We start from the raw sequence: 25,443 nt of genomic DNA, 5'->3' as shown, positions 1-25,443 counted from the left end.
TAAATTATTTCATTTCGGCTTTTTAATCGACTCTGATTACTACCTATAAAGGTAGCCTTACTCCTGAATCAGCGCCGCCATCATCTTATTGGCAATATCCACATGATGCTGCATGGTGGAAAATTGCTTGGTAATAGCCTCCGGGCCAAACACATATACCGGCACAGGCGCTGCGGTATGGGTACCTGTTCCCCAGACAATGTTTTGCTCTTTCGCCAGGGCGCGGCCGATTAAATCACCATGAATTTCATCGCCATAAACATAGAATTCTTTAAAGTCATTCACTTTCGGGAACTCTTCGGCGCTTAAGTAGCTGTGATCATGCACCAGGTATTCATTTACCTCGCGCTCACCAATAAACTCGGCTTCTTCGGCGGTCACTTTAAATTCACTATGGGTATTAATGGCATTCGCCCATTGCTCACCGGTGGTATTGGTGAAATCCCAGTCGGCACTAACAATATCCATCATGTCATAGAAGGTACCTGTTTGGGCATAAAGCATATCCAGTTTCGATAATGCGCCAAAGTTAAAGTTAGGCTTATATTCACGACCATTCATGCCGTCACCGTCAAGGATCTGTGCTTCGGGTAAATCGTTACGGGAATAGCTGAAACCGAAACTGCCGGTTTCATGGTCGGCGGTTACCACCACCAGAGTATCATTCCTGTCTTTGACCCATTCATATACCGCGGCTACAGCTTCATCAAACTTCAACAATTCGTGTAACATCCAACCGGCATCGTTAAGGTGACCGGCCCAGTCGATTTGGCCCCCTTCGATCATCAGGAAAAAGCCATCGGGATCTTTAGACAAGATATCCAAGGCTTTTAACGTCATTTCCCTTAATGAAGGCTGGGTACAGCTGTCATCTTTTTTACATTCGCTGTAGGCAATGCCGTCCGCCATACCTGAATTGGCAAACAAACCTAATATTTTCGTGCCTTCGTCGCTGGCTGTGCTGCTCAGCTGATCGCGGTCAAAAGCCAGGTTATATCCGTATTCATTTTTTGCTTCCAGCAGCAAGTTACGGTCATCGCTACGTTTCGACTTTTTGTAGACACTTTCCGGTGCGCCTAAATCCGCCATCAACTGACGATCTTCTTCATCGGTTTGAATATCCGACGGCAGGAACACCCGGGCGCCACCAGATAACATCAAATCAACACTGCCAGAGGAAATCAGCTCTTCGGCGATTTCAGCTTCCAGCGAACGATGCGGCTGGTGGGCGGCAAAAGATGCCGGCGTGGCATGAGTAATACGGGTATCGGAAACCAACCCGGTGGCTTTCCCCTGGGCCTTGGCTTTCTCTAAAATGGTTTTAACAACATTACCTTCGCTGTCCAAACCTATCATTTCCGAACCGGCGGCAATGCCTGTGGCCAACTGGGTAGCTGAACAGGCGGAGTCCACCACTAAGCTGCCGTTGGCACCAAAGGGAGCATTTAACGACAAGCCGAGCTGACCCGCCTGACCTAGCTTGGTCAATGCGGTTTCATTGCCCGACTCATTGTAGGTAGAGTTGGGGGCGCGGCGGGCATATTCTTCCAGCAGGCCAACCTGTTGCGGTCCCATGCCGTCACCTATCATCAAAATCACATTTTTAACTGTCGTGACTTCCTCTGAGGCTTCCCTGGGTACTTCAACTTCTTTAACAACTTCCACTGTTTTGACCACTTCATGCGTGTCATCGTCATTACAACCCGTTAAAAATACCCCGGAGACCACCATGGCCAGCATAGTTTTCTTGAACATCATTCAACCCTTATAAACGGTGCGATAAAATAGTTGCCGCTAAACTAGTGGTAAAAGATGACAAAAGAAAGACAGTTTCAAGACAGAATTATGACAACTCTGACCAGATGATGATAAATTAATCAACTGAATTTACAGATAAAAAAGTACAATAGTTCACCAAGACTTACTGATATATAGCTAAACTTATGGCCTGGAGGTAAAAATAAAAAACGTGGCAAAGGGGGTAAAATTAGGTATAGTGCGCGCCCCTGAATTTTCGAAATAAGCTTTTTAAAAGGAACGACAGTGGCAGCCAGTGGTAACTTATTCATTTTGTCGGCCCCCAGCGGAGCCGGTAAATCAAGCCTGATCACCGCATTACTGAAGCAGGCATCACCAAGACCTATGCAGGTTTCTGTTTCCCATACTACGCGCGCCCCCCGTCCGGGTGAAAACAATGGCGAGCATTATCACTTTGTCAGCGTGGATGAATTTAAAAAGCAAATCGACGAAAAAGCCTTTTACGAATATGCCGAAGTTTTCGGTAATTATTACGGCACCTCGGAAGCTGCTATCGATGCCCAGCTGGCACAAGGCATAGATGTTTTCCTGGATATCGACTGGCAGGGCGCCCAGCAGGTACGGATGAAAAAGCCGGAAGTGACCACTATCTTCATCAGCCCGCCGTCGAAGCAGGAGCTGGAAAACCGCCTGCGCAGCCGCGGCCAGGACAGCGACGAAGTGATCCGCGATCGCATGGCCCAGGCACAGGCAGAATGCTCCCATTATCAGGAATTTGATTACATTATCGTGAACGATGATTTCGACCAGGCACTGCTTGATCTGACCACCATCGTTAACAACCAGCGCTTAAAGCGTAGCCAACAGATAGAAAAACATCAGGATTTGTTTAATGATCTATTGGCTAACGATTAAGCATGAAGTAAACTACGCTACTATTTTATAAATTTTATTGTTGGAGTGACCTAATGGCTCGCGTAACTGTTGAAGATGCCGTAGAAAAAATCGGTAATCGTTTTGACCTGGTGCTGGTAGCATCTCGTCGTGCCCGCCAAATTGCAACCGGCGGAAAAGATCCTTTGGTTGAGCTTGAAAATGACAAACCAACAGTATTGGCGTTACGTGAAATCGAAGAAGGTTTAATCACCACAGATGTCATGAACAGCGCTGAGCGTCACGCACAAGTACAGCAGGAATCGGCCGAACTTGCTGCCGTTGCTGCTATTGTTGGTGGACAAAACGCAGAGTAATTTTTCTCTGGGTGAGTGTCTGAAAACGCGCAATAACTGACATCAGTTTTGCGCGTTTTTTATTTTTACGGCTTTTTTCTGAAAATCGAAACATTTCATCAATAGAAAAGGCTTATAGCCATTGGCTTTATTGGCAAATACACGTATCCTGTGATTTGTCCCCTAGATTAATATTCACTAAGCAGCAAAACATTAAGGGAGTTTTTGGTGTACCTTTTTGAACCATTAAAAGAACACGTTTCCAGTTACCTGTCCAAAGACCAGATAGAGCTGCTAAAACAAGCTTATATAGTGGCCAGAGATGCCCATGAAGGTCAGATGCGCTCAAGCGGTGAGCCTTATATTACCCACCCGGTAGCCGTGTCCCTTAACCTGGCAAAAATGCACCTGGATCATGAAACCTTAATGGCGGCGCTGCTCCATGACGTGATTGAAGATACCAGCACCACCAAAGACGAACTGGCGGAGCTGTTCGGCCATACCGTCGCCGAGCTGGTGGAAGGGGTCAGTAAACTCGACAAACTCAAGTTCGACAATAAAGAAGAAATGCAGGCGGAAAACTTCCGTAAAATGGTGCTGGCCATGGTGCAGGATATCAGGGTGATCCTGATCAAACTCGCCGACCGTACCCATAACATGCGCACCCTGGAGTCCCTCAGACCCGACAAACGCCGCCGCATCGCCCGCGAAACCCTGGATATTTACGCTCCCATCGCCAACCGTCTCGGCATCCATGATATTAAGAACGAATTGGAAATCCTCGGCTTTGAGGCCCTGTATCCAATGCGCAGCCGGGCATTAAAGTCAGCAGTCAAACAGGCCCGAGGCAACCGTAAAGAAATCATCAATAATATCCAGGAAGAAATTACCGCCCGTTTAGAAGAAAGCGGAATTCCGGCGACCATAGTCGGCCGTGAAAAACACCTTTATTCCATCTACCGCAAAATGTTGAACAAAGAACTGATGTTTAACGAGGTGATGGATATTTATGCCTTTAGGGTCATAGTCGACAATAAATTTGACGACTGTTACCGTGCCCTGGGGGCGGTACACAACCTGTTTAAACCGATCGAAACCCGGTTTAAAGATTATATTGCCATTCCCAAAACCAACGGCTACCAATCGCTGCATACCTCATTGATCGGCCCGCACGGTATTCCGGTAGAAATTCAGATCCGTACCAAAGACATGGATCAAATGGCGGATAAAGGGGTCGCGGCCCACTGGTTATATAAACAAGACGGCGACGACAGCGGCACCACGGCGCAAATGAAAGCCCGCCGCTGGATGCAGAGCCTGCTGGAGTTACAGCAAAGCGCCGGTAGCTCGTTTGAATTTATCGAAAACGTTAAATCGGATCTGTTCCCGGAAGAAATTTATGTCTTTACCCCGGACGGCCGTATTATCGAACTGCCGATGGGCGCCACCGCGGTAGACTTTGCCTACGCGGTACACACGGATGTCGGCAACTCCTGCGTCGGCGCCAAGGTCGACCGCAAGCCTTATCCGTTAAGCCAGCCAATCGACTCGGGACAAACCATAGAAGTGATCACTTCCTCGGCGGCGCGTCCCAATGCCACCTGGCTTAACTTCGTGGTGACCGCCAAGGCCAGATTGCAGATCCGTACCTATTTGCGCTCCCAGGAAAAAACCGAGTCCCAGGCACTCGGCTTACGTCTGCTCAGCCATGCCTTAGGCAAAACCGCACTGGAAGATATCCCCCAGGAAAAAATCGACTCTGTGGTTAAAGAAACCGGCAATGCTACCTTTGACAACCTGCTGATCAACATAGGCTTAGGTAATGCCCTCAGTATCGGTATTGCCCGCCGTTTAACCGATGAATTTACCGAAGACAGCGAGCTGGAACCGACCACCAGCAAAACCAAGATGCCGATCAAAGGCACCGAAGGCATGCTGGTCAACTACGGTAAATGCTGCCGTCCGATTCCCGGCGACAGTATTCTGGCCTACCTCAGTCCGGGTAAGGGCTTGATGGTGCACCAGCAGGGTTGCCGTAATATCAAAGGCCATGAGCAGGGCAGCTTGTTCCCGGTAAAATGGGACAGCGATATCGACCGCGACTTTATCGCCCGCCTGCGCATTGAAATAATCAACCACCAGGGGGCGCTTGCCGCCCTCACCAATGTCATCGCCAAGTGTGAGTCCAACGTACACTCCCTCAATACCGATGAAAAAGACTCCGGCTTATACACCATAGATCTGGAGATCACCTGTCACAACCGCGTACATTTAGCCGATATTATTCGAAAAATTAAGGTTATGGTGGATGTACAGCGGGTGATCCGTAACAAATAAAAGAGAGCTTTATGAAAACCATTATTAAAACAGAAAGTGCCCCAGGCGCTATCGGCACTTACAGCCAGGCAGTAAAAGTAAAAAATACCGTTTACCTTTCCGGCCAGATCCCTTTAGATCCAAACACCATGGAAGTGGTAGGCGGCAGCTTCGAAGAACAGGCCGAGCAGGTATTTAAAAACCTGGTAGCCGTATGTGAAGCCGCCGACGGCAGCATCAACGATATGGTAAAAGTGAATATTTTCATGACCGACCTGGCCAATTTCGGCACGGTAAATGAAGTAATGAGCCGCTACTTCAAAGAACCTTACCCGGCCCGTGCCGCCATAGGTGTTGCCCAGTTGCCTAAAAATGTCGATATCGAAATAGACGGCATCATGGAATTGCCCAGCGTCGACTAGCATTGCCCTGACAGCATAGCTGCGACACCTAAATCCCCCGATCGCCGGTAAGCGGTCGGGCAGAGCTAAAACCTTAAGTAGTTACCTTTATGACACCAGAAAGACATGAACGCATCAAACAGATGCTGGATAAACGCCAACCCGATCTCACCGTTTGCATGGAAGGGGTACACAAAAACCACAACCTGGCCGCCGTGGTACGTACCTGTGACGCCATAGGTGTCAGCGACGTGCACGCGGTATGGAAAAGCGAGCAGATGCGGGTTTCCGGGGGCAGTGCCGCCGGCAGTCAAAACTGGATTGACGTACATAACTACACTACTACAGAAGATGCTATCGCCGAGCTGAAAAAGCAAAATATGCAGGTACTGGTGACAAACCTGTCACCGACTGCGGTAGATTTTCGCGAAGTCGATTATACCAAACCGACCGCAATCATCCTCGGCCAGGAAAAATTCGGCGCATCTCAAACCGCGTTGGATTTGGCGGATCAGGATATCATTATTCCTATGGTGGGCATGGTGCAGTCACTTAATGTTTCCGTCGCCTGCTCGGTTGTCTTATACGAAGCCCAACGCCAGCGCCAACTTGCCGGACTTTATGACAACCCTCGTTTGAGTGAAGAGCGCCGCCAGCGCATCCTGTTCGAAGGAGGTCACCCGATTTTTGCCAAGGCCTGCAACCGCAAAGGTTTGCCTTATCCGCAAATCGACGATGAAGGGCAGATAGTTGCCAGCGATGACTGGTGGCAAAAAATGCAGATGACCAAAGAAACCTGGCAGGACATCGACGACTAGCCATGGCAACACAGGCAGCAGCCGGGCAGGGCTTAGACAACCTGGCGATCACCCCGGTGACCGTACTCAAAGGTGTCGGCCCCGGCATGGCAAAAAAACTGGAAAAGGTCGGCTTGCTGACCATCCAGGATCTGCTGTTTCACCTGCCGCTGCGTTACGAAGACCGCACCCGCATCCTCTCCATCGGCGAGCTGGTGCCGGGCATACACACCAATGTCATCGGCGAAGTGGTCAACAACCAGATAGTGCAGGGCAAGCGCCGTATGCTGCTGGTCACCTTAAGCGACGATACCGGCACCATCAATTTACGATTTTTCCATTTCTCCGCCAGTTTGATCAAAACCCTGGCGGTAGGCACCAGCATCCGCTGCTACGGCGAAATCAGCCGCGGCGGACGCGGTTTTGAAATCGTACATCCGGAATACAAACCCCTGGATCAGGATAAACCACTTGCTGCCGGTGAAGAAACCCTGACCCCTGTCTATCCCACCACCGACGGCCTGAGACAAATTTCCCTGCGCAACCTGACCGAACAGGCACTGGTGCGCCTGAAACGGGGCCAGGTACAAGAACTGGTACCGCCGGAGTTTCTGCAACACCCTTTGTCTCTGGCCCAGGCACTGGCGATCATCCACCGGCCGCCACCGGATACCAATATCAGCGCCATGGAGAACGGTAAACACCCGGCGCAAATCAGATTGATCAAGGAAGAGCTGCTGGCCCATAATCTCAGCATGCTCAAACTCAGGGCATCGAGCGATAAACACAAAGCTATTTCCCTGGATATCGATGACAAACTCAACAAGCAGTTTCTCGATTCCCTGCCTTTTTCCCCTACCGGCGCCCAGGCACGAGTGGTAGATGAGATCCGCACCGATCTAGCCAAACCTGTGCCTATGATGCGCCTGGTGCAGGGAGATGTTGGCTCGGGCAAAACCCTGGTGGCGGCACTGGCAGCCATTACCGCCATAGGGCGGGGCTATCAGGTGGCGCTGATGGCACCAACCGAAATCCTGGCAGAGCAGCACGCCATTAATTTTCAAAAATGGTTTGAGCCGCTGGGTATCAATGTCGGCTGGCTCGCCGGCAAAACCAAGTCCAAGGCCAGAAATCTAGCTTTGGCGGCAATAGCAGACGGCAGCATGCAGCTGGTGATCGGTACCCATGCCCTGTTCCAGGAGCAGGTGGTCTTTCAAAAAATGGTGTTAGTGATCATCGATGAGCAGCATAAATTCGGGGTACACCAGAGATTATCCCTGCGGGAAAAGGGCGCTTTCGACGGCACTTATCCCCACCAGCTGATCATGACCGCGACCCCGATCCCCAGAACCCTGTCCATGACCGCCTATGCCGATCTTGATACCTCAGTGATCGATGAGTTGCCGCCGGGACGCACCCCCATTACCACAGTGGCCCTGCCCGACAGCCGTCGCGACGATGTCGTTGAACGCATCCGCCAGGCATGCGAACAGGATAACCGCCAGGCCTACTGGGTCTGCACCCTGATTGATGAGTCGGAAGTGTTGCAATGCCAGGCGGCAGAAGATACCGCCAACTATTTACAGCAGCAATTACCCAGCTTGAAAATCGGCCTGGTACACGGCCGGATGAAAGCGGCTGAAAAACAGGAAGTCATGGACCAGTTCAAGGAAGGCAATTTACACTTGCTGGTGGCGACCACAGTAATCGAAGTAGGCGTCGACGTGCCTAACTCCAGTTTGATGGTGATCGAAAACCCGGAACGTTTAGGGCTGGCCCAGTTACACCAGCTGCGCGGCCGGGTAGGGCGTGGCGCCATCGCTTCACATTGCGTACTCATGTACAAGAGTCCGCTGTCAAAAACCGCCGTTAAACGCCTGGGCGTATTACGGGAAAGCAACGACGGTTTTGTCATCGCCCAGCGGGATCTGGAAATACGCGGCCCGGGGGAATTGCTCGGTACCCGGCAAACCGGTTTGGCGGAATTGAAAATTGCCGATTTATTGCGGGATGCCGAATTAATCCCGGAAGTAAAACGCGATGCCTACCTGTTATGGAAAAAACATCCGGAGAAAGGCCTGGCATTGATCAATCGCTGGATGGCGAATAAAGAACAATATTCCAACGCCTGATAACACCCTTTACTAATTCCGCAACAGCGTTTAGCCATTTTTAACCGCAGTAAAAATCGAGAATCAGCCTCTTGCCGATTATATCTCACCGCTTACCCTCTAGCTTTTTATTAACAAACACCTTACCAGCCCTCTTTTTCCGGTGGTTATTTATCCGAAAAACAACAAATCGTACCAGATGCAGTTAACAGCTCTATTATTTTTAATTAACATCGAAAATAAGCACCTGAATATAAAGCATTAATTTTTCGATGTCGGAAATTCGCGAAAACCCGTCGTAAATTTACTAGAGGCAAGCCGTGCAGTTGTTAGTATCGAATAACGCTCAGGGCAGGATAGCTTTGACACATTTAGCCTGAACCAAACGGATGTCTTCCGTTCATCTAAATCACATAATTAAAAAATCAAATCGTGCATCAATAATAAAAATAACCGCACTTAAACCATAAAAACATTTCGATAGAATTCCCCGATGGAGTAAACATGAAAGTGTCAAAATTTACCGCATCCGTTATTGCTTTAGCGGTATCAAGTGCTTTTGCCGTACAGGCAGCAGACGAAAGATATATCATCAATGTAGATAACAACAATAAAGCTGCGGTTAAAGCATTAGCGAAAAAACTTGGTGGTGAAATCAAAGTAGATGCCGACGGCTTTATCTCGGCCACCTTTAAAGGCAAGAGCTTAAACTCTGTTAAAAAAATGATGAGCAACCCGGTTGAGGCGTTAGCAGCTAAAGGCTTAAAAGCTACTGCGGACATCAACAATGCCGTTTTTAATGCCATAGAAATCGATCACCCTCGCTACCTGATGGCCACTTACGATGATGATGCCGGCGATCCGCGCACCCAGCAAATCACGCCTTATTCTATCAAGCAGTCACAAGCCGACCAGGTGACTTTTAATGCCAATGCCGGCATGAAGGTTTGTGTGGTCGATTCAGGTCTTGACCAGCATCACCAGGATTTCGACTGGAACAATATCACCGGCGACAACGACTCAGGCACAGGCAACTGGAATGACGGCGGCTCACACGGTACTCACGTAGCCGGTACTATCGGTGCATTAGACAATGACATCGGCGTTGTTGGTATGGCGCCGGGCGTAGATATGCATATTATCAAGGTGTTCCGTGATACCGACGGTAAATGGGGTTATTCTTCCGATCTGGCCCATGCCGCGCAAAAATGTACCGATGCCGGTGCCAACATTATCAGCATGAGTTTAGGCGGCGGCGGAGCCAATGCCACTGAAGAAAATGCCTTTGACGCCTTTACCGCCGCCGGTGGTTTAGTGGTCGCGGCAGCAGGTAACGACGGCGACAATACCCGTTCATACCCTGCCGGTTATGAGTCGGTAATGATGATCGGCGGTAACAGCAAGGACAATGGCCGCTATGAATCTTCCCAGTTCCCTAGCTGTCAAGCTACCCGTGACGACTGTGTTGAAGTCACGGCCGGTGGTTTAGATGTATTGTCTACCTACCCTATGGATACGCCGACCCTGGCAGAAATCAACATCGGCGGACAAACTTACGCTGCGTCTATTGCCTCTGACTCAAACACACCACCAGGGACTTTCTCCGGCAACACTTATTATATGGGTACAGCCGAATCAACTGATGCCGGCGCCAACGGCAATATCTGTGTGATTGACCGCGGTAATATTTCTTTCCATGATAAAGTGCAAAACTGTGAAAACTCAGGCGGTACCGGCGCTATCATCATCAATAACGAAGCCGGTACTTTAGGCGCTACTTTAGGCGAAAACAACAGTTTAACTATCCCAACGGTAACAGCTTTACTTGCCGACAAAGCAGCCCTGACGGCTGGCGGTTTCATGAGCGTAGATGTTACGGCCACCGGTTACAACATCATCAGCGGTACTTCCATGGCGACGCCTGGCGTTTCCGGTGTTGCTGCCCTGGTTTGGTCAAACCATACTCAATGTACCGGTACCCAGATCCGTGAAGTATTAAAAGCAACGGCTGAAGATTTAGGCGAGGCCGGTCACGATGTTTACTACGGTTACGGTGTGGTTAAGGCCAAAGCTGCCAGCGATTACATCACAGAGCACGGTTGTAGCGGCCCGGTTAGCAGCAATGAATTAACCAACGGCGTAGCAAAAACCGGTCTTGCAGCCAGTAGAGGACAAGACCTGACCTATACCTTCCAGGTACCGGCAGGCGCTACCAACCTGAGCTTTAACACCAGCGGCGGCAACGGCGGCGATGCAGATTTATACGTTAAATTCGGCTCAGCAGCCAGCTCCAGCAGCAATGACTGTAAATCTGAATCCGGCAGCAGCACCGAAAGCTGTGCCATCGCTTCCGCACAGGAAGGTACTTACCACGTTACGGTTTCTGCTTACAGCACCTTCAGCGATGTCAGCCTGGTAGCAAGCTACACCGAAGGCGGATCTACTCCGGTGACCAATACTTACAGCAATACCACAAGCGCCAGCATCACTGACAATAACACCACCAGCAGCAGCATCACGGTTAACGACAGCGGCTCAAGTGCTATCGCCACGGTTGATGTAGACATCACCCACACTTATAGCGGTGACTTACTGTTGACCTTAGTATCGCCTAGCGGTGCCGAGCAGGTACTGCGCAGCTACACCGGCAGAAGCACCGACGATATTAAAGAAAGCTATAATGTTGAAGGTTTTGCCAGCAGCGAGCGCAACGGTAACTGGACACTGAAAGTTCATGACAATGCCGGTGGCGACACAGGTACCTTGAATTCATGGACCATCAACTTCAAATAAAAAGCCGATAACTCTCAAGTGATTTGAGATTTATCCAGCAAAAGCCATTATCGGGACTTGCTCCTGATAATGGCTTTTTTACTTTGGGAGTAAAAATAGCCATCACACCATCATCACCGGCAAAAAATATTCGTTAACAAACCCGCCCGATGAGAAGAAAACCTTACGGTTAATCACAACTTTCCCTTCCCGCACTGCTTATCGTAACCCCAAGCGGGTGAGAAAGCCGCACTTTATGCTTATTCCGCCAACACCCTTATTCCCCATTTTGGTGAATCTGCGCCAAATCATCGACAAAAAACGCACAGTCACTTTTATTGAACTAGCAAGCATATGTTTTTAAAGGCTTATTTTCACCCTGTCGGAATTAAGCGAAAAGCTGTCGCGAATTTACTAGATGAGAACTAACCAGTTGTTAGTATCGAATAGTGCTCGGAGCAAGGAAGCTCAGGCACCTTTTAGGTTGAGAAGTATTGCCGTTCATCTAAAAAATAAATGCCGCCGTAACAATAATAACAAAACGGCCGCGCTAATAACCGAACATAAGCAAGTAAAAGCAACTGCAGCAAATAACAATAACACCGGCAGTTGAAACAATAATAAATATCTTCCAGAGAGAATAATATGAAAATGTCAAAGTTCACTACATCAGTTATCGCATTAGCCATCTCCAGTGCTTTTGCAGCCCAGGCAGAAGACAACAGGTATATCATCCATGTAGAAGACAGCAACAAGCAAGCGGTTAAAGCCATGGCGAAAAAGCTTGGCGCAAATATCCATGTTGATGCCAACGGTTTTATCTCGGCGACTTTTGAAGGCAAAAGCTTAAACAGCGTTAAGAAGATGATGAGCAACCCGGTTAAAGCCCTGCAGGACAGAGGTTTGAACACGGCTTCTGACCAGATCAATCAGGCGGCATTTGCTTCTCTTGAAATCCAGGAAGATGCACGTCGTTACCCTATGGCTGCCTTCAATGATGATATCGGCGATCCCCGTACCGAGCAATTAACACCTTATTCTGTTTATCAGTCAGAAGCCAACCAGGTAACCTTTAATGCCAACGCCGGTATGAAAGTCTGTGTTATCGACTCGGGTCTGGACAGAACTAACCCTGACTTTAACTGGGCCGGCATCACAGGCGATAACGACTCAGGCACAGGCAACTGGGATGAACACGGCGGACCACACGGTACCCACGTAGCCGGTACTATCGGTGCAGCAGATAACAATATCGGTGTTATCGGTATGGCACCGGGTGTTGATATGCACATCATCAAGGTATTTAATGCCAGTGGTTGGGGTTACTCTTCTGATTTGGCCTATGCTGCACAAAAATGTACCGATGCCGGTGCTAACATCATTAACATGAGTTTAGGTGGTGGTGCTTCTAACCGTGCCGAAGAAAATGCCTTTGACGCCTTTACCGCAGCCGGAGGCCTGGTAGTTGCAGCAGCCGGTAACGACGGTAACAGTGTTCGTTCTTACCCTGCCGGATATGAGTCGGTCATGATGATCGGCGGTAACGATGCCGACAACGGCCGTTATGACTCTTCTCAATACCCTAGCTGTTCATCAACCAAAGATGACTGTGTTGAAGTCACTGCCGGTGGTGTAAACGTATTATCCACTTACCCGCAAGATATGGCGAGCTTATCGGTAACTACTGCAGGCGGTCAAAGCTATGCATCAACAGCAATGGAAAATACCGGTTCTGTTTCCGGCAGCACTTACTACATGGGTACGGCTGAAGCAACAGACAGCGCGGCTAACGGTAAAGTTTGTGTGATTGACCGTGGTAATATCTCTTTCCATGATAAAGTACAAAACTGTGAAAACTCTGGCGGTATCGGCGCTATCATCATCAATAATGTTTCCGGCGTTTTATCCGGTACTTTAGGTGAAACCAACGCAACAACAATCCCAGCGGTAGGTACTGCACTGGAAGACAAAGCAGCCTTAGTTGCCGCTTCAACTGCCAGCATCGACATTTCTGCCAGCAGCTACGGCTACATGACAGGCACTTCTATGGCGACTCCTGCAGTAGCAGGTATTGCCGCCCTGGTATGGTCTAACCATACTGAGTGTACCGGTACAGACATCCGTAACGTGTTAAAAGCCACGGCAGCTGATTTAGGCGATGCCGGTCACGATGTTTACTTCGGTCACGGTGTAGTTAAAGCCAAAGCAGCTCACGATTACTTAACTGCCAACGGTTGTGGCGGTACAACTGAGCCACCGGCAAACGGCAACAGCATGGAAGAGACAGGCATTTCTATCAGCAGAAGAAACTCTGAGTACTTCAACGTTGATATCCCTGCCGGTACAACCAGCTTCACTATCAACACTTCTGGTGGCAGCGGCGATGCAGATCTTTATATCTACCAGCCGGGTTCTTCAACAGCAGTATGTGAGTCAACTTCAAACAACAATGTAGAAAGCTGTACTATCAGCAACCCTACAGCCGGTAGCTGGCAAATCGAAGTTTACGCCTACCGCAGAGTAAGCAACCTGACATTAACTGCCCAGTGGAATTAATCCAGGCAGTAACTAGCTAAGCTCAACAAGCATTATGTTCCCACAGTAAAATCTCCGCCTTATGGCGGAGATTTTTTTTATACGTCATTTGTGCGGCCATGCAAATGCCGCCTTATACCATTAACCAGCAGCAGCCAGGAAACACATCCAATCAATGTCGGCAACATCTAAAGACAAAGCCATACATTGCTTCCCCTCACTGTTTCAACCCACAAGCAAGCCCCGCTCGGGTAACAACAAACAGGGAAGGCCTCTGGCTGCCGCAGACCTTATCGCTCAGTTGGCACTGAACCGGCACATGTTCGTTAAACCCGACAGATGCCAGGCATCGGCAATCAGGCTAAAGCAAATCGAAATAAGTTAGTTATTCATCGGGAATAAATAATTATTAAACCCTGCTGATAATGTCCCGGCCTGACCTATCGCAGTATTTTCTATTTTCCTTTGCTTAAATCTGCGCAGCAGGAAAACAAACTGACGGTTTTTCAATCCGGCCCAGGTGTTTTTTCAACCACACAGATGAACACAAAAATAAAACACTTGTTTTAATTCAAAGTTAAGCCAATAACAACTTGATTTTAAACAATAAAAAAATCGAGGTCGTGAATATGCGAAAAGCTGGCGGGAATTTGCTAGATGGCTGGATATCACTTGCTACTATCAATTTTCCCCTCAACGAAGGGGTGGTTGAGCAGGCATTTAATAACGCATAAATACTTACTGGCTGCTTAAACCGAAAATGATAAAAAAAGAATAAGTAAGACTAATAACAATAATAACAGTCGCCATAAAAAATATAATTAGAGATGGAAGTAGCATGAAAAAGATCCAGACAAATAAAAGAGCTTTATCTAAGCTCGTTATCGGTGTTTGTGCCGCGTTAGGCGCACAACAAACCATCGCAGCAAACGGTACCCTGCAAAGCTTTGAAGCCGCCAACAATAACGGTAAAGCTTTTGCCTCCTGGTTAGCCAGCGAAAAACAAGCCAAAAGAGATGCGATGAATGAACGCATCATAGTGAAATACAAAGATTCCGCTAACCTGCGCCAAATCATGTTCGCCGGTAAGTCGGTTGCCGAACTGAACAACATCAGTGCAGACAGCCTGCACCAGGCAATGGCGACGAAATTAAGCAAAACCACAGGCGCCGGCCTTACCCACGTTAAGGCGATGAAAAACAATGTCCATGTTTTCGCTGTCGATAAAGCGGCTAAAAAACAAAATATCAAGGCAATGCTTAACAGCATTAACAGCGACAAGAATGTTGAATATTCAGAGAAAGATGAATTGCGCTACCTTGCCTCACAAATGCAGCCTTGGGGTATAGGCAATGTCCAGGCGGATCAACTAAGCGACAGCGCCGCCGGTAACATGACGGTTTGTATTATCGATTCAGGTTACGAGCGTTCTAACCCTGATTTAAATGCCAACAACCACTCAGGCACCAATGACTCAGGTACAGGTAACTGGTACCAAAACGGCGGTTCTCACGGTACCCATGTTGCCGGTACTATTGCCGCAGTAAACAATAGCGAAGGTGTGGTCGGGGTATTGCCTAACACTAACGTTAACCTGCACATAGTGAAAGTATTTAACGAAAGCGGCTGGGGTTACAGCTCAGAATTGGTTGACGCGGTTGATACCTGTGTTAACAACGGCGCCAAAGTGGTTAACATGAGTTTAGGTGGCCCAAGTGCTACGACCACAGAAAGAAATGGCTTAGAAGCCGCAACAAATGCCGGTGTTTTACTGATTGCCGCTTCAGGTAACGACGGCGACTCCAGCCTGTCATACCCGGCCTCTTACGATACCGTAATGGCGGTAGGTGCAGTCGATGCCAGCGGCCGTCACGCAGAGTTTTCTCAATATACCGCCCAGGTTGAAGTTGCCGGTCCGGGTGAAGCGATTTTATCTACCGTTGCCGGTGATGGCCGTTTAGGTTCAATCACTATCGGCGGCACAACTTATGCCAACGACATGGTGGTACCACAAACCCGTTTCACGCCAAGCGGCAGCAGCTACGCGGTTGATAACTTCAACGGCTCAGCCAGCGGTATTCTAGGTCAATGTACCGTATCAGGCTCAAGCTACAGCTGTAGCAATGTTTCCGGCAACATTTGTCTTGCCGAACGTAACGACAACCAGATTGGCAGCAACTACCCTGAAATCAATCCGGCTAAAGCCTGTACCGATGCAGGTGCCACAGGTGTGATTGTTTTCAGTGACAGCGACCGCACGGCACTGCAAAGCCCGTTCCTGGTTGATGCCGGCAGCGATATCACAGTACCTACCGTATCGGTAGACCGCGCTTTAGGCCAAACATTACAAGGCATGGTCGGTCAGTCGGTTAGCTTAAGCGTTGTTGGCAACCAGGATTATGCCTATTACAACGGTACTTCCATGGCAACACCGCATGTAGCAGCCGTTGCAGCATTGGCCTGGAGTAACAACATCTCCTGTACAGCCGATGAAGTACGTACTGCCCTTAAAAATACTGCCCTTGACCTGGAAACTGCCGGTCGCGACGACAAAACCGGTTACGGTTTAGTACAGGCAAAAGACGCTTCCGACTACATGGCGGCTAACTGTGGCAGCGTAGTTGTTGAACCGCCGGTAACCGGCACTGAGCTGACTAACGGTGTTGCCAAAACATCATTGTCCGGCGCCAAAGACGAAACTCAGGTATTCACCCTGGAAGTTCCGGCCGGCGCAACTGGCTTAAGCTTTAACACGACCGGCGGCTCAGGCGATGCCGATATGTATGTGAAGTTTGGCTCGGCACCGACAACCAGCACAGGCGGTTTTGACTGTCGTTCATGGAACAGCAACAGCACTGAATCTTGTGATATTGCCACTGCTCAGGCAGGTACTTACTACGTAATGCTGAACGGTTACAGCGCCTATAGCGGTGTCAGCCTGACCGGTAGCTTTACCGAAAGTAGCAGCAACCCGGGTGGCAGCATGCAGGAAACCGGCGTTTCAGCTTCTTCAGGTTACGCCAAGTTCTTCACCATTGAAGTTCCTGCGGGCATGACCAGCCTGGACATCACCACCACAGGTGGTACCGGTGATGCAGATCTGTATGTACGTTTCGGCAGCCAGCCAACATCTTCAACTTACGACTGCTTATCTGAAAGCGCCAGTAATGAAGAAACCTGTAGCTTCACTTCACCAAGTGCAGGTATCTGGCATATTGCGGTAAATGCCTACAGCACTTTCTCCGGCGTAACCCTAGACGCCGTATGGAAGTAAACATTTAACTGTCCTTAGTTTCTCCCAAGTTAAAATCCCCGCTCCCGCGGGGATTTTTTTTATGCAAATGCCCATTTCCCCGACCTGCTGCTATTGATTTATCTCAGTAAATGCCATTATTCCCGTTAAGCCAATTGTTGATTGCCCGGGCATGCAGTAAACTATCGGCAATTTTAGTGATAAGTGAATTGCCCATGTCATCATCAAACCCAGATCATCAGGAAAATAAGCAGGACAGCACCACACATTTTGGTTATAAAACCGTCGAGAAAAACGACAAGGCCTCCATGGTGGCCGGGGTTTTTCATTCGGTCGCCAAACAATACGATGTGATGAATGATCTTATGTCATTTGGCGTTCACCGCTTATGGAAACGTTTTACCATAGATGCCAGCGGCGTACGCCCGGGGAACAAAGTGCTGGATTTGGCCGGCGGCACCGGCGACTTAACCGCCAAGTTCTCACAACTGGTGGGCAAGGAAGGTAAAGTGATCTTAGCCGACATCAACAGCTCTATGCTTAATGTCGGCCGCGACAAATTACGCGACCGCGGTTTGGTACAAAATATCGAATACGTCCAGGCCAATGCAGAAGCCCTGCCGTTTGAAGAAAATACCTTTGATGTCGTCACTATCGCCTTTGGCCTGCGCAATGTCACCGATAAAGACAAGGCGCTGCGCTCTATCTATTCGGTATTAAAACCCGGCGGCCGTTTGCTGGTGCTGGAGTTCTCCAAGCCTGAGCACGAACTGCTGAACAAGGCTTATGATTTCTATTCTTTTAATATCCTGCCGAAAATGGGCGAGCTGGTGGCCAAAGACGGCGACAGTTACCAGTACCTGGCGGAATCCATCCGTATGCACCCGGATCAGGACACCCTTAAAGGCATGATGGAAAATGCAGGTTTTGAACAAGCCGGCTATAAAAACCTCACCGGCGGCATAGTGGCCCTGCATAAAGGTTATAAGTTCTGATCTTATGAGTATGTTGATGCCGGCACAAACCTTAAGCGCCACACTTGAACTTGTGATCAATAAAGCACTGGCGCTTAATATTCATGGCAACAGCCAGCTGGATAAGTTAGCCGGTTTGACCTTAACGGTTAACTTAAGCGAGCTGGCCTTCCCGCTCAGCTTTACCGTCACCGGCGGACAAATCATGGTTACCGGTATCGAAGAACGGGCAGATTGCGAAATCAATACCGGTATCAAAACCTTGTTGCGGCTGAAGAAAGAGCAGGCTGTAACCCAACTCATTAAAGAAGATTTACTCGATATTCAGGGAGATTTAAAGGTCGCCCAGGGCTTTGCTGCTGTCGCGGATAACCTGGAAATAGACTGGCAAAGTGAACTGGCCCGCTATATCGGCGATATCGCCACCCATAAGCTGGTCCAAACTGGCCAGGCCCTTAAGAAAAAGTTCGCCTTTGCCGCCCGGCAAATCCAGTCGGATGCCGGTGAATACCTGGTACATGAGCAGAAGTTGGCGGTAACCAACAGCCAGCTTAGTTATTTCAATGAGCAGGTAAGCACCTTAGCCGCACAAACCCAGGCCCTGGCCACGCGCCTGCAGCGCATGGATGAGCAGCTGAAAACCAGCCCAGCCACCGACACCAACAAATAATATTACAAGGGTACATGTGAACAGCCATCGTCTTTATCAGATACTGAAAACCTTTTTACAATACGGCTTAGACGAACTGTTGCCGAAACAGGCTCTGCCCTGGTATGTGCGCCTGTTCCGCCACTCCCTGTTCTGGTTAAGGAACAAGCATAAAGACAAACCGCTGGCGCTGAGATTCCGCCTGGCCATCGAATCCTTAGGTCCGGTATTTATCAAGTTCGGCCAGATGTTATCCACCCGCCGCGATTTATTGCCACCGGACTTTGCCGATGAACTGGCGGCGCTGCAAGACCAGGTCTTGCCTTTTGACGGCGAGCAGGCCAGGCAAATCATTATCAAGGCCATGGGGGAAGAGGCTTTTAACCTGCATTTTGGCGACTTTGACATGACGCCGCTGGCATCCGCCTCTATCGCCCAGGTACATACCGCCAGCTTTTATCCCGACGGCAAAGCCGGCCAGGGGCGGGATGTGGTGCTTAAGGTGTTGCGTCCGGGGATCAGTAAGATCATTCTCGCCGATATCAAGGTAATGGCCATGTTTGCCGCCATTGTCGCCCGCTGGTTGCCGGACGGCAAACGCCTGCGCCCGAAAGAGGTGGTGGCGGAATATCGTAAAACCATATTGGATGAACTGGATTTAATGCGCGAAGCCGCCAATGCCATCCAGCTCAAGCGTAATTTCGAACAGGGCAGATCAAGCGATAAAGTCTTGTATGTGCCTGATATTTACAGCGAATACTGCCATAAAAACGTCCTGGTGATGGAGCGTATCTATGGCATAGGGGTTGGCGAAATAGAAACCCTGCATCAGCAACAGGTCAATATGAAGCTGCTGGCGGAGCGCGGTGTCGAAGTATTCTTTACCCAGGTGTTTCGCGACAGCTTTTTTCATGCGGATATGCATCCGGGTAATGTCTTTGTCGATGCCAGCAACCCGGAAGATCCCACCTGGATCGCCATCGACTGCGGTATCGTCGGCACCCTGAACCGCGAAGATAAACGTTATCTGGCGGAAAACTTCGTCGCCTTTTTTAACCGGGATTACCGTAAGGTCGCCCAGTTGCACGTGGACTCCGGCTGGGTGCCCTATGAAACCAGCGTCGACGAATTTGAATTTGCCATCCGCACTGTCTGTGAGCCGATCTTCAACAAACCGCTGGCGGAGATCTCCTTCGGCCAGGTATTGGTCAACCTGTTTAATACCGCCCGGCGCTTTAATATGGAAGTACAACCCCAGCTGGTGCTATTGCAAAAAACCTTGCTTTATATCGAAGGTTTGGGCCGCCAGCTCTATCCGCAACTAGATTTATGGCAAACCGCTAAACCTTTCCTGGAAAGCTGGGTGAAACAGCAAATGGGGCCGAAGGCCATCCTGACCAAGGTCAGGGAAAACCTGCCGTTCTGGAATGAGAAGCTGCCGGAAATGCCGGATCTGGTCTATGACTATTTAAAAGCCGGTAAAGATAACCAAATCCAACAGGCCCAGCTGATCAGCCAACTTAACCGGCAACAAGAACAAAACAGCCAAAAGCTGCTGTACGCGGTTTTTTCCGGCGCTCTGCTCATCAGTGCCACCTTATTATTTATTGAGCACAATAACCTGGCGGCGCTGATACTTGGCGGTGCCGGTGCGGTGATGGCCTTATTGGCGTTAAAAAAGAAACCAGCCAATGATTAATGGCTAAAAGCACCAACAACCCGGATGCTGAAGTGATTTGATGCTTAATCGATTTCCGCCGGGTTGATTTTCGCCGTTAAAATATGATCCCGCCACTGACCGGCAATCTTGAGATAAGACTTGGCCAGCCCTTCTTTTTCAAAGCCCAGGCGTTGTAGTAAGCGTTCACTGCGGATATTTTCCGGCATATAATTGGCCATGATCCTGTGCATGCCCAGCTGCTCAAAAACAAAAGCATTGGTGGCGATCAGCATTTCCGCCATCAGCCCCCGTCCCTGATATTTTCCGGCAATAGAGTAGCCGAGATAGCAGGCCTGAAACGGCCCGTGGATGAGATTGCTATAGGTGGCCAGGGCGACAATTTCATTTTCCCCCGGAAAATACGCGGCAAAATGCAGCTCCCGGCCCTTGTTAAAGCCGGTAAGCGCCCGGGTCAGCCTTTTCTGTACTTCCGCCTCCTGATGATAATCCGTTTCCCTGAGCGGCTCCCAGGGCGCCAGATGCTGCTCGTTTTCCCGGTAATAGTGTTGCAGCAGGGCATAATCTCCCGGCTGCAGTACAGAAATCTCCAAATGCTCTGTGGTCAGGCTGGGCAAGACCTGCATCATAAAGCTGTGCCTCCTTTCTGGCAGTAAACTATTTTTTCTCGCTTTTAGCTTTAAGCATAGCCCGTAAATTGGCGACCCCGGCTTTACCTTTTTCCTGTTTTTGCTCTGCGGTGGGCTGGGCCCTGCCGCTTTCCCAGATAAGATCATTCTGCGGCAACTCATATAAGAAACGGCTCGGCTCGGTACGGGCCACTTCACCGAATTGCCGGCGCTCCCGGGCATAGGTAAAAATCAGCTCACGCTGCGCCCGGGTGATACCTACATAGGCCAGGCGGCGCTCTTCTTCAACATTGCCTTCATCAACACTGGTTTGGTGGGGCAGCAGGCCTTCTTCCATGCCGATCAAAAAGACATAGGGGAATTCCAGCCCTTTGGAGGCATGCAGGGTCATCAGCTGTACCTGATCCGCCATATCTTCCTCTTCATTGCGCTCCATCATGTCGCGCAAGGTCAAACGGGTAACAATTTGCGGCAAGGTCATGGGCTCGTCCAGCTCACCCCCTTCCAGCATTTCCGTGACCCAGCTGAATAACTGGGTGACGTTTTTCATGCGCATTTCCGCCGCCTTGGCACTGGGGGAGGTATCGTATAGCCAGTCTTCGTAATTGATTTCCCGGATCATCGAGCGCAATACCGCGGCGGTATCACCACGTTCGGCATTGTCGGCGGTTTCCACGATCCAGCGGGTAAAGCGCTGCACGCTGGCCAGACCACGCCCGGTCAGGTGTTGCTCTAACCCCAACTCAAAACTGGCGGCAAACATACTGATCTGACGCATATTGGCGTAGCTGCCCAGTTTTTCCAGGGTAGTCGGGCCTATTTCACGGCGCGGCACGTTAACGATACGTAAAAAAGCATTATCATCATCGGGGTTCACCAGCACCCTTAAATAGGCCATGATATCTTTGATTTCGCTGCGGGAGAAAAAGGAGGTGCCGCCGCTGATCTTATAGGGAATACGGTTGGTCATCATCGCCTTTTCCAGCAAACGCGACTGGTGATTACCCCGGTACAAGACCGCATAATCCTTAAACTGGCTTTTATTCTGGAACCTGTGACCAATCAGCTCACCCACCAGGCGCTCTACTTCATTTTCTTCATTTTTTGTCTGTACCACCCGCAATTCCAGCCCGTAAGCAAGCTCACTGAACAGCGCCTTGTCATAAACATGGGGGTTATTGGCAATGAGTATATTGGCACATTTAAGGATACGGCCGCTGGAGCGGTAGTTTTGCTCGAGCTTGATCAGCTTCAGGGTAGGGAAGTCTTTGCCGAGCAACACCAGGTTTTCCGGTTTGGCCCCGCGCCAGGAATAAATCGACTGGTCATCGTCTCCTACCACAGTTAAACGGCCGCGTTCGCCGGTGATCAGTTTAACAAATTCATACTGGCTGGCATTGGTATCCTGGTATTCGTCCACCAGCATATAACGGATTTTATTTTGCCAGCGCTGGCGTACTTCCGGATAGTTACGCAGCAATAAAGTCGGGATAAGGATCAGATCATCAAAGTCCAGGGCATTGTAGGCCTTCATATGTTTCTGGTAGCGGGCGTAAAACTCGGCATATAAGGCGGCATCGGCATCACCGGCGGTTTTCAGCGCCCCGTCCGGCAGCAGCAGGTCGTTTTTCCAGTTGGAAATCATACCCTGTAATTTATTCAGCAGATCCTTATCGCCGTCGAGCTCCTGTTCGGTCAGCTCCTTTAACAGCGCCAGGGTATCCTGATCGTCAAACAGGGTAAAACCCGGCTTATAACCTAAGGTTTTGATTTCCCGGCGCACGATATCCAGCCCCAGGGAGTGGAAAGTCGATACCGTCAAGCCCCGGGTCAGCTCGCGGCCAAGCATTTTACTGACCCGCTCTTTCATTTCCCGGGCGGCTTTATTGGTAAAGGTTACCGCGGCAATGTTTCTCGCCTTGTAGTCACACTTTTGGATCAGGTAGGCTATTTTCTGACAAATAACCCCGGTTTTACCACTGCCGGCACCCGCCAGTACCAGGCAGGGGCCGCTTACATATTTTACCGCTTCATTTTGTCCGGGATTAAGTTTCATATTGGATCAGTTTTCTAAAAAATTTACAGGTTATCAAATACTTTTCAGGGAAAAGGCTCTCCGCCGCATTTTATGCCTAAACTTTTTACCTAAAGTAAGGCGGCTCAAGCAGAATAGCCGGGTTCAAGATCCCGGCGATTATGAAAGCGCAGATTTTACCCTTTTTTTTCCCGGACAACATCTGTCTTTTAACTTTGGCGCAAGAAATTTAGCCAATAACTTTATACTCGCGCCTTAAAAGTGTTTACAATAGGCGCAAGTACAGTAGATAAAGCAGCTTAGCCCTATGTTAAACGCTAAAAAAATTGAAGAAATTGCCCGTCAGGTCACGGATTCCATCCCGCCGGGATTAAAAACCATAGCGACCGATCTTGAAGATAAGACCAAAACGGTATTACAACGTAAATTGTCTCAGTTAGATGTGGTCACCCGCGAAGAATTTGATGTGCAAACCCAGGTATTGATCAAAACCCGCGCCCAGTTAAGCATGCTGGAAAACAAAATTACCGAGCTTGAAGGACGTTTGCAGGAAAAACAGCTGACAGTAAAAGAGACAAGCGAAGACTAACACTTTGCCCTTTTCCCGCTGTTAACCGGCCGCCTCAAAGGTAATTAAAGGCGGCCGGAAAGTAAGCGGAACAGGTCCATTACCGGTTAAAGAGTTTCCTTTCCAAAACAAAACCCATAATACCGGCAGAAAACAACAGTACCCCTAAAATTTGCAGCAAGGCATTGATAAGTCTCGGCTCCTGCTCCTGCTCATGCTTATCTAGCTTATAAAGGCGTAATCCCCCGCTGACCTGCTCAGTGAAATACGGACCTAAGTTCTGCCAAAGCAACTGGTATTTGGCGTCTTTGCGTTTCTCCATCTCCATTTTTTTCTTGATATGCAGCTGGCGATGCTCTTCACCGTTCCCCGTTATCAGCCTTGACCAGCTGCTAAAGATATCTTTAGGCTCACCGGGCAGTACCACCCCCAGAGATTCATACTGATAACGGGTTTCGCCAAACAAAAGCGTACTGAAACCGCTATAAAACAAAGTGACCGCTATCACGATCAGGGCGCTGCAGCCGTATAAATAACGTCTTTGTGTTGTGCTTTGCTGTTGCTGTTGTTGTTTCAGCCAGTGCTCGATATCCGGGATCTGGCTTAATTGCCCCCGGCTGGCGTTTACATCAAAACGTGTCAGGAACTGATTCAGCTCCAGGTTAAAGGCCTTAAGTAAACTTCTGAAAATTTCATTGGACGGTACCGACTTATCATTTTCCAGCTTGGATAAATAAGACTGCTCTATCCCCGCCAGCTGTGCTAATTCCGGTTGGCTTAATCCCAGCTCATGCCTGAGTTGCTTAAATTGTTCACCAAGTGTCATAGTGATCCCTTATATAAAATATTTGCCTGTAAATTAGATGAATAGCGCCGGCTGCTGAAGGGTATTCTTAGGTATTCCTGCCGGGATAAAAAGCAGAATATTGAGGAATAACCGGGAATTAGGGTAAAAAAGGCAAAAATACCCGCCAGGAGACAAGTACAAGCGGGCAAGATCTTACTTTACGAATTAATTAATTTTTGAGGTCAGGAGTTTTACCCCCAGGACGATCATGGCGCCGCCTAAAATCCTGTCTATCCAGTGGCCAAAACGCTGAAAGCCGGCATTGACCTTAGGTCTTGAAAGCAACATCACCACACTGGAGAACCAGGCAAGCTGGATCACCATCATCCAGACGCCATATACCGCAATTTGATATAAGGGCATATCCGGCGATAACACTAAAGTAAAAAGAGAAACAAAATACACCGGCGCCTTGGGATTAAGGGCATTGCATAAAAAACCTAAACCTATGCTTTTTGCCGATCCCGGACGAGTGATTGGCGCCGCATCAGCTTGGGTATCCAGAGTAGTTTGTACTTGGGCTTTCGACCTCAACCCCTGGTAACCCAGATATAACAAATAGCCGCCGCCAAAAAGCTTAATTGCCCACAGGGCCATGGAGGAGTTGGCAATTACCGCCGCCAGGCCAAAGGCGGAATAAAGGATATGGATAGACAAACCTAAGGTGATGCCGAGACTGATCAACAGGCCGGTTTTTTTGCCGTTACGCAGGGTTTGCTGGGAAACCAACACAAAATCGGGCCCGGGAGAGGCCGCCGCCAACAGGTGTATTGAAGTGATCAGTAATAATCCGGTAAATAAATCCATAAGACCTCCCGACGCTAATAAGCTGTAGTTATTTCAAAAACTGTGTCCCGGTTACCGGCTGCCCGGCATTCTCAGAGCAGCCAA

At 49.3% G+C, this 25,443-nt stretch carries 18 protein-coding genes; 13 read left to right on the top strand and 5 right to left on the bottom strand.

The features are described 5' to 3' along the window. Positions 1 to 57: 57 nt before the first annotated feature. Complete coding sequence (locus QL234_RS18120) at positions 58 to 1,755, bottom strand: alkaline phosphatase (RefSeq protein ID WP_281559375.1); 1,698 nt, start codon at positions 1,753 to 1,755, stop codon at positions 58 to 60. Between the two features lie 288 nt (positions 1,756 to 2,043). Between QL234_RS18120 and gmk the strand changes: the two genes are divergently transcribed. The 12 genes from gmk to ubiB all read left to right on the top strand — a co-directional run bounded on the left by gmk (position 2,044) and on the right by ubiB (position 20,494). Beyond that, entirely contained in the window at positions 2,044 to 2,673 is a 630-nt protein-coding gene (gene gmk / locus QL234_RS18115; protein ID WP_044834336.1) for a guanylate kinase, read from the top strand. A 53-nt stretch (positions 2,674 to 2,726) separates the two neighbouring features. Continuing rightward, entirely contained in the window at positions 2,727 to 3,008 is a 282-nt protein-coding gene (rpoZ, locus tag QL234_RS18110) for a DNA-directed RNA polymerase subunit omega (protein ID WP_044834337.1), read from the top strand. 207 nt (positions 3,009 to 3,215) lie between these two features. Next, positions 3,216 to 5,324: a bifunctional GTP diphosphokinase/guanosine-3',5'-bis pyrophosphate 3'-pyrophosphohydrolase gene (spoT, locus tag QL234_RS18105; RefSeq protein WP_281559209.1), complete on the top strand. Its 2,109-nt coding sequence runs from the start codon at positions 3,216 to 3,218 to the stop codon at positions 5,322 to 5,324. Positions 5,325 to 5,335: 11 nt separating this feature from the next. Beyond that, the gene (locus tag QL234_RS18100) at positions 5,336 to 5,725 is read left to right on the top strand and encodes a RidA family protein (protein WP_281559208.1); all 390 of its coding nucleotides are present in this window, start codon (positions 5,336 to 5,338) and stop codon (positions 5,723 to 5,725) included. 89 nt (positions 5,726 to 5,814) lie between these two features. Beyond that, entirely contained in the window at positions 5,815 to 6,522 is a 708-nt protein-coding gene (gene trmH, locus QL234_RS18095) for a tRNA (guanosine(18)-2'-O)-methyltransferase TrmH (RefSeq protein WP_281559207.1), read from the top strand. A 2-nt stretch (positions 6,523 to 6,524) separates the two neighbouring features. After that, on the top strand, positions 6,525 to 8,633 hold the full coding sequence (recG, locus tag QL234_RS18090; RefSeq protein ID WP_281559374.1) for an ATP-dependent DNA helicase RecG: 2,109 nt from the start codon (positions 6,525 to 6,527) through the stop codon (positions 8,631 to 8,633). A gap of 483 nt (positions 8,634 to 9,116) precedes the next feature. Continuing rightward, positions 9,117 to 11,405, top strand: a complete 2,289-nt coding sequence (locus QL234_RS18085) for a S8 family serine peptidase (RefSeq protein WP_348650725.1) — start codon at positions 9,117 to 9,119, stop codon at positions 11,403 to 11,405. Positions 11,406 to 12,029: 624 nt separating this feature from the next. Further along, a complete protein-coding gene (locus QL234_RS18075) occupies positions 12,030 to 13,940 on the top strand; it encodes a S8 family serine peptidase (RefSeq protein ID WP_281559206.1) in 1,911 nt (636 codons plus the stop codon). 817 nt (positions 13,941 to 14,757) lie between these two features. After that, positions 14,758 to 17,193, top strand: a complete 2,436-nt coding sequence (locus tag QL234_RS18070; RefSeq protein WP_281559205.1) for a S8 family serine peptidase — start codon at positions 14,758 to 14,760, stop codon at positions 17,191 to 17,193. Between the two features lie 194 nt (positions 17,194 to 17,387). After that, positions 17,388 to 18,167 (top strand): bifunctional demethylmenaquinone methyltransferase/2-methoxy-6-polyprenyl-1,4-benzoquinol methylase UbiE, encoded by a 780-nt coding sequence (gene ubiE / locus QL234_RS18065; protein WP_281559204.1) that lies wholly within the window; start codon positions 17,388 to 17,390, stop codon positions 18,165 to 18,167. A gap of 4 nt (positions 18,168 to 18,171) precedes the next feature. After that, on the top strand, positions 18,172 to 18,816 hold the full coding sequence (locus QL234_RS18060; RefSeq protein WP_281559203.1) for an SCP2 sterol-binding domain-containing protein: 645 nt from the start codon (positions 18,172 to 18,174) through the stop codon (positions 18,814 to 18,816). Between the two features lie 16 nt (positions 18,817 to 18,832). Next, the gene (ubiB, locus tag QL234_RS18055) at positions 18,833 to 20,494 is read left to right on the top strand and encodes a ubiquinone biosynthesis regulatory protein kinase UbiB (RefSeq protein ID WP_281559202.1); all 1,662 of its coding nucleotides are present in this window, start codon (positions 18,833 to 18,835) and stop codon (positions 20,492 to 20,494) included. 44 nt (positions 20,495 to 20,538) lie between these two features. Here ubiB and QL234_RS18050 read toward each other — a convergent pair whose 3' ends face one another. Both QL234_RS18050 and rep read right to left on the bottom strand, forming a co-directional pair. Then, complete coding sequence (locus QL234_RS18050; protein WP_281559201.1) at positions 20,539 to 21,102, bottom strand: GNAT family N-acetyltransferase; 564 nt, start codon at positions 21,100 to 21,102, stop codon at positions 20,539 to 20,541. Positions 21,103 to 21,130: 28 nt separating this feature from the next. Further along, positions 21,131 to 23,158: a DNA helicase Rep gene (gene rep, locus QL234_RS18045; RefSeq protein WP_281559200.1), complete on the bottom strand. Its 2,028-nt coding sequence runs from the start codon at positions 23,156 to 23,158 to the stop codon at positions 21,131 to 21,133. A gap of 286 nt (positions 23,159 to 23,444) precedes the next feature. On the opposite strand from rep, the gene QL234_RS18040 reads away from it, so the two are divergent. Continuing rightward, positions 23,445 to 23,726, top strand: coding sequence for an accessory factor UbiK family protein (locus QL234_RS18040; RefSeq protein ID WP_281559199.1), 282 nt, complete (start codon positions 23,445 to 23,447; stop codon positions 23,724 to 23,726). 79 nt (positions 23,727 to 23,805) lie between these two features. Here the strand turns inward: QL234_RS18040 and QL234_RS18035 are convergent, their stop codons facing one another. After that, positions 23,806 to 24,531, bottom strand: coding sequence for a helix-turn-helix transcriptional regulator (locus QL234_RS18035; RefSeq protein WP_281559198.1), 726 nt, complete (start codon positions 24,529 to 24,531; stop codon positions 23,806 to 23,808). Between the two features lie 186 nt (positions 24,532 to 24,717). After that, positions 24,718 to 25,359, bottom strand: a complete 642-nt coding sequence (locus tag QL234_RS18030; RefSeq protein WP_281559197.1) for a LysE family transporter — start codon at positions 25,357 to 25,359, stop codon at positions 24,718 to 24,720. Positions 25,360 to 25,443: the final 84 nt, after the last annotated feature.

Origin of the sequence: Thalassomonas sp. RHCl1, from assembly GCF_947387555.1 — a bacterium.
GTDB lineage: Bacteria > Pseudomonadota > Gammaproteobacteria > Enterobacterales > Alteromonadaceae > Thalassomonas.
This window is presented reverse-complemented; position numbering and strand designations above follow the sequence as displayed.